General features: G+C 68.8%; 7 protein-coding genes. 2 read left to right on the top strand and 5 right to left on the bottom strand.

All coding sequences use genetic code 11. The annotated features are described in order from the left end of the window. Together RDU12_RS15860 and RDU12_RS05675 are read left to right on the top strand one after the other, a co-directional pair. On the top strand, positions 1 to 98 hold a 98-nt coding region (locus RDU12_RS15860; RefSeq protein WP_374990192.1), incomplete at its 5' end, for a hypothetical protein. A gap of 113 nt (positions 99 to 211) precedes the next feature. After that, positions 212 to 604: a hypothetical protein gene (locus RDU12_RS05675; RefSeq protein ID WP_300290981.1), complete on the top strand. Its 393-nt coding sequence runs from the start codon at positions 212 to 214 to the stop codon at positions 602 to 604. A 2-nt stretch (positions 605 to 606) separates the two neighbouring features. Here the strand turns inward: RDU12_RS05675 and RDU12_RS05670 are convergent, their stop codons facing one another. The 5 genes from RDU12_RS05670 to ispH form a co-directional block, all read right to left on the bottom strand. Beyond that, entirely contained in the window at positions 607 to 1059 is a 453-nt protein-coding gene (locus RDU12_RS05670) for an opioid growth factor receptor-related protein (RefSeq protein WP_300290979.1), read from the bottom strand. Positions 1060 to 1073: 14 nt separating this feature from the next. Next, complete coding sequence (gene tdh, locus RDU12_RS05665) at positions 1074 to 2114, bottom strand: L-threonine 3-dehydrogenase (protein ID WP_366145268.1); 1041 nt, start codon at positions 2112 to 2114, stop codon at positions 1074 to 1076. Between the two features lie 11 nt (positions 2115 to 2125). Continuing rightward, positions 2126 to 3316 carry a glycine C-acetyltransferase gene (locus RDU12_RS05660; protein WP_300290974.1) on the bottom strand — a complete coding sequence of 397 codons (1191 nt, stop codon included), beginning with the start codon at positions 3314 to 3316 and terminating at the stop codon, positions 2126 to 2128. Between the two features lie 47 nt (positions 3317 to 3363). Next, the gene (locus RDU12_RS05655) at positions 3364 to 4269 is read right to left on the bottom strand and encodes a DUF4232 domain-containing protein (protein WP_300290972.1); all 906 of its coding nucleotides are present in this window, start codon (positions 4267 to 4269) and stop codon (positions 3364 to 3366) included. A gap of 74 nt (positions 4270 to 4343) precedes the next feature. Next, entirely contained in the window at positions 4344 to 5315 is a 972-nt protein-coding gene (ispH, locus tag RDU12_RS05650) for a 4-hydroxy-3-methylbut-2-enyl diphosphate reductase (protein WP_300290970.1), read from the bottom strand. Between the last annotated feature and the right edge of the window lie 244 nt (positions 5316 to 5559).

Genomic DNA, 5559 nt, shown 5'->3' with positions numbered 1-5559 from the left:
GTCGGGACTATGTCGACGAGGAGCTGGCGGCCGAGGCGCGGGGCGCCGGAGCCTGGAACGGATCCTTCGACCGGCCGGAACAGTGGCGCAGGCGCTAGCGGCGGGGGCCACGGCCCCCATTGCGCCCTCAGGCTGACTGCGATGTAACTTGCGCCCCTTGGGGAACGGCGGTTTACGAGCCGACCGTTTTAAGTCGGAGGGACCTTTTCCAATGTCGGTATCGAATAATTTCCTGCGCCTCGGCGTGCTGTCGGCCCTGGTGGGCATGTCGCTGGGCGTCTGGATGGGCGCGAACCAGGACTTCGTGCTCAGGCCCGTGCACGCCCACATCAACCTGCTCGGCTTCGCCTCGATGATGCTGTTCGGCCTGTTCTACCGGGTCTTCCCGGCGGCCGGACGCGGCTGGCTGCCGATGGCGCATTTCGCCCTGTCGGTGCTGGGCTTCCTGATCCTGATGCCGTCGCTGACGCTGATGCTGTTGCAGAAGCCGCTGTTCCTGCCCGCGATGATCGCCTCGGAGTTCATGCTGGTCGGGTCGATGCTGCTGTTCGTCGTCATCGTCTTCATGGCGACGATGAAGAAGGACGAGCCGGCCGCCGCCTGATTTCAGGCGGTCGACCAGTAGCCGCGGCTGCGGGCGCTGACCGGCGCCCGCGTCGCCTCGACCCGCCACAGGATGGCGGCCCGGAAGGCGTTCGCCTGGTCGTCCCCGACCAGCAGCCGCAACGACCGGATGATCCGCGTGATCCGCAGGTGATTGTGGTCGTTCGGCATCAGCCAGTCGTGGGTGGCGCGGTAGAAGCCATCCATCCGGTCGGTCGCGGCGGCGAGGGCGATCTGCGCCATGGCCGAATCCCGGATCGCCCCGACCTCGTCCTCCGAAAGGACCGGGGCGTCCGGCGCCGCGCGCGACGGCTCCGGCAGGGGGAACAGCCACTGGATGTAGTCGTGGGTCTGTTCCAGCGCGACGTTGTCCATCGCCAGAACGTCGAACAGGGAGCGTCCCCGGGCGTCCGGCCCCTCGCCTTCCAGAAAGGCCACGATCGGGCCGACCGTCATGGTCTGATCCGTCCTTACGCCGCCTTGTCCCAGTCGAGCACGACCTTGCCGGACTGGCCCGAGCGCATGGCCTCGAAGCCCTCCTCGAAGCGCTCGTAGCCCATCTGGTGGGTGATCAGGGGCCGCAGGTCGAGGCCGGCCTTGAGCAGGCCCAGCATCTTGCGCCAGGTGGTGAACATCTCGCGTCCGTAGACGCCCTTGATGGTCAGGGCCTTGAGGATGATGGCGCCCCAGTCCGTCTCCATCGGCCTGGACGGGATCCCCAGCATGGCCATGCCGCCGCCCATGATCAGGGTGTCGACGCACTGTTTGAAGGCGATCGGCGAGCCCGACATTTCCAGCGCCACGTCGAAGCCGACCTTCATGCCCAGCTCGTGGATGACGTCGTGCAGGTCTTCCTTCGTGGTGTTCACCGTGCGCACGCCGGGCGCGACCTTCTGGGCCAGCTCAAGGCGGAAATCGTTGATGTCGGTCAGGACCACGGTCCGGGCCCCGGCGTGGCGGGCGACGGCGGCGGCCATCATGCCGATCGGGCCGGCGCCGGTGACCAGCACGTCCTCGCCCAGCAGGTCGAACTGCTGCGCCGTGTGCACGGCGTTGCCGAACGGGTCGAGGATGGCGCCGATCTCATAAGGGACGTCGTCGGGCAGTTCGATGACGTTGAAGGCGGGGGCCACGACGAATTCGGCGAAGGCGCCCTGGCGGTTGACGCCGATGCCGCGGGTGTCGGGGTCGAGGTGGAAATGGCCGGCGCGGGCGGCCTCTGAGTTGAGGTCGATGACATGCCCCTCGGCCGAGACCCGCTGGCCGACCCTGAGGCGGCGGTCGACATCCTTGCCGATGGCGACGATCTCGCCGGAGAACTCATGGCCGGTGATCATCGGCACCGGGACGTTCTTCTGGCTCCACTCGTCCCAGTTCCAGATGTGGATGTCGGTGCCGCAGACGGCCGTGCGGTGCACCCGGATCAGCACGTCCTCATCGCCCGCGACCGGGATCGGGGCGTCGATCAGTTCAAGGCCGACGCCCGGCTTGGTCTTGGCCAGGGCCTTCATGGTGTCCGCCATCAGATAACTCCCAATTCCTTGCCGGCCGTCGTGAACACCGCGACCGTTTGATCAATCTGTTCGAAGGTGTGCGCCGCCGACATCTGGGTGCGGATGCGGGCCTGGCCGCGCGGCACCACCGGGAAGCTGAAGCCGATGACATAGACGCCGAGCTCGAGCGCCCGGGCCGCGAAATCCTGGGCCAGTTTCGCGTCGTTCAGCATCACCGGGATGATCGGATGCTCGCCCGGCAGCAGGGTGAAGCCGGCCTCGGTCATGGCGGCGCGATAGCGGACGGCGTTGGCGAACAGCTGTTTGCGCAGGGCGTCGCCCTCGGCCCCGGCCGCGATGCGGATGGCCTCGAGGCTGGAGCCGCAGACGGCCGGCGCCAGGGCGTTGGAGAACAGATAGGGTCGGGCGCGCTGCTTCAGCAGGGCCACGACCTCGGAGGTGGCGCAGATGAAGCCGCCCATGGCCCCGCCCAAGGCCTTGCCGAAGGTGCCGGTCAGGAAGTCGATCTCGACCCCGTGGTGGGCATAGGAGCCCCGACCCTGCGGACCGAGGAAGCCGGTGGCGTGGCAGTCGTCGACCATGATCAGGGCGTCGTACTTGTCGGCCAGCGTCCGGATGTCCTTCAGCTTCGCGATATAGCCGTCCATCGAGAAGGCGCCGTCGGTGGCGATGACGATCTCGCGCGCGCCGTCGGCCCGGGCCTGTTTCAGCTGGGTCTCGAGGTCGTCCATGTCCGAGTTGGCGAAGCGATACCGCTTGGCCTTGCACAGCCGCACGCCGTCGATGATCGAGGCGTGGTTCAGACTGTCGGAGACGATCGCGTCCTCGGCCCCGAACAGGGGTTCGAACAGGCCGCCGTTGGCGTCGAAGGCGGCGGCGAACAGGATCGTGTCCTCGAAACCGAGATAGTCCGCGACCGCGCGCTCCAGCTCCTTGTGGATCTCCAGCGTGCCGCAGATGAAGCGGACCGAGGCCGTGCCCGCGCCCCATTTTTCCTGCGCCCTGATCCCGGCCTGGGCCACCCGCTCGTCGCCGGCGAGGCCGAGATAGTTGTTGGCGCAGAAATTGAGCACATCGCGGCCGCCGACCTTGATCACCGGCCCCTGGCGGGAGGCGATGACCCGTTCCGGCTTGGTCAGGCCCTGGGCCTCGATGTCGGCGAGTTCCGCGCGGACGCGGTCATGGAAGGTCGCTGTCATGCGCGCTCCGCTACGCCGTTTTGAACGCGGTTTGAAGCCCTTGGACGTCAGGCGGCCGGCTCGGGTTCCGCCACGGTCCGGAAGGGGCTGATCCGGATGCGGCCGCCGCAGGGGGTGAAGGCCTGGGCGAGGGTGACGGGCGAGGTGTCGCCGGGCGCTGTCATCCGGATGCGGGCGACCGACGGGCAGGTCGTCCGGCCAGCGCTTTCATCCGGGACGACGTTCCACGCGATATCGAAGAAGCCCAGTCCCTGGGGCGCGAGTTCGACGGGCCCCGGAGTCTGGCCCGGCCGTAAATAGCTGCCGAGGGTTCGGTCGGAGCGGACAGCGGCGAGGGCGTCACCCTCCGGGTCCTCGAGAGTGATCGACGGATAGCCGGTGAGGCTGCAGGGTCGGGTCCCGACGTTCTGGACGCCGAGGATGGAGACGCGATTGCCCGCGCCGGCGTCCCCGCCGACCCGGCTGAGTTTCAGCTGCGGACCCTTGCAGGGCGCGGACGCCTGGATGGAGCCCGCCGGGGCCGGCTCGACAGTCGGGACAGGGGTCACAGGGAGGGCGCTGACGCCCGGGCGGCGGCAGCGCTCCAGGACGACCGTGCCTGCGTCTTCGGTCGCCCCAAGGCGGCTGAGTGTGGCGCTTTCCTCCCCTTCCCGCGTAACCGTCCGCCATTCGACTTCGGCGTTGACGTAGCGGGCGCCCGAGGCGGCCGGGGCAAGGCGCATCACCCAGGTGCGGTCCTTGTAGGTGACCTGGGCGGACTGCGGATCGGGGTAGGCCACGGCCACGGTCAGTCCGCTATCGCAGACGTACGTGGCGGAGACGGGCGCGGCCGCCTCGATCGGCGTCGTGGGCTCGGCCGGCGACGTGACCGTTGCGTCCGGCTCTCCGCAGCCGGCGAGAGCGGCCACGCCAAGGGCCGCCAGACCGAGGCCGACACTCTGATACCGACGCATGATGCTGTTCCCCGAAGACCGCTTCCTGAACGCCAGCCAAGGGCAAAGGCTCCGCCGGCGCAAGCGCGGTGATCTCAGGCGGTCAGCAGGCGCGGAAGCTTGAAGGTCACGGTTTCCCGCTCCCCCGAATCCTCAATCACCTCGGCGTCGAACCGCGCGCAAACGGCTTCGACCAGCGCCTCGATCAGCGGTTCGGGCGCCGAGGCGCCGGCGGTGATCCCGAGCGTCGACACGCCTTCCAGCCACGACCAGTCCACCTGGGCGGCGTCGTCGACCAGGCGGGCGTCGCGCGCCCCGGCCCGGAGCGCCACCTCGACCAGCCGCACCGAGTTTGAGGAGTTCTTCGAACCCACGACCAGCACCAGCTCGCAACCCGCGCCCAGCCGCTTGACCGCCTCCTGGCGGTTGGTGGTGGCGTAGCAGATGTCTTCCTTGTGCGGGTCCGGCAGCTCCGGGAAGCGCCGCTTCAGCACCGCCAGGATTTCGCTGGTGTCGTCTACCGACAGCGTCGTCTGGGTGGCGTAGGCCAGCGACGCCCCGCCCGGCCGCTGGAAGGCCTCGGCGTCGTCGACCGTCTCGACCAGGCTGATCGCGCCGGGCGGCAGCTGGCCCATGGTGCCGACCACCTCGGGATGGCCGGCGTGACCGATCAGGATGATGTGGCGGCCGGCGGCGTGGTGGCGCTCGGCCTCGACGTGAACCTTGGAGACCAGCGGGCAGGTGGCGTCGAGATAAAGCATCTCGCGCGCCCGGGCGCCTTCCGGCACCGATTTGGGCACGCCGTGGGCGGAGAAGACCACCGGCCGGTCATCCGGGCATTCGTCCAGTTCCTTGACGAAGACGGCGCCCATGGCCTTGAGCCGGTCGACCACATGGCGGTTGTGGACGATCTCGTGCCGCACATAGACGGGCGCGCCGTACTTTTCGATGGCGCGTTCGACGATCTGGATGGCCCGGTCGACGCCCGCGCAGAAGCCGCGCGGCGTGGCCAGGCGCACGGTCAGCGGACGCTTTTCGGGAGCCGGGATCGGCGCGTGCAGTGTCATGGGCGGAACCTAGTCGTTCGGCCCCCGCGCCGCCACCACGGTTTGCGCCAGCGCGGGTTTGCCGCGCCTCGCTTTAGCCGCTATCAGCAACGAGCGTGCGCCCGGCGTCGGGATATGGCGCGCCTCCTCGTTTGTGGAAGAGCTTTCGATGCGTCGCGTCCTCAAGAATTCCCTGGCTTCGGCCGCCGCGGCCGCCGCGTTTTCGGTGCTGCTGGTCCCGCTCGCCGCCGAGGCTCAGGTTCAG

The organism is Brevundimonas sp. (genome assembly GCF_031082345.1).
Taxonomy (GTDB): Bacteria; Pseudomonadota; Alphaproteobacteria; order Caulobacterales; family Caulobacteraceae; genus Brevundimonas.
Note: the sequence above shows the minus strand (reverse complement) of the source record. Positions and strands in the feature narration are given on the sequence as shown.

What these genes read in the sequence shown, in the direction of transcription:
- RDU12_RS05675 (WP_300290981.1), top strand. Translation starts at nt 212, where the DNA reads ATGTCGGTATCGAATAATTTCCTGCGCCTCGGCGTGCTGTCGGCCCTG.
- RDU12_RS05670 (WP_300290979.1), bottom strand. Translation starts at nt 1,059, where the DNA reads ATGACGGTCGGCCCGATCGTGGCCTTTCTGGAAGGCGAGGGGCCGGAC.
- tdh (WP_366145268.1), bottom strand. Translation starts at nt 2,114, where the DNA reads ATGAAGGCCCTGGCCAAGACCAAGCCGGGCGTCGGCCTTGAACTGATC.
- RDU12_RS05660 (WP_300290974.1), bottom strand. Translation starts at nt 3,316, where the DNA reads ATGACAGCGACCTTCCATGACCGCGTCCGCGCGGAACTCGCCGACATC.
- RDU12_RS05655 (WP_300290972.1), bottom strand. Translation starts at nt 4,269, where the DNA reads ATGCGTCGGTATCAGAGTGTCGGCCTCGGTCTGGCGGCCCTTGGCGTG.
- ispH (WP_300290970.1), bottom strand. Translation starts at nt 5,315, where the DNA reads ATGACACTGCACGCGCCGATCCCGGCTCCCGAAAAGCGTCCGCTGACC.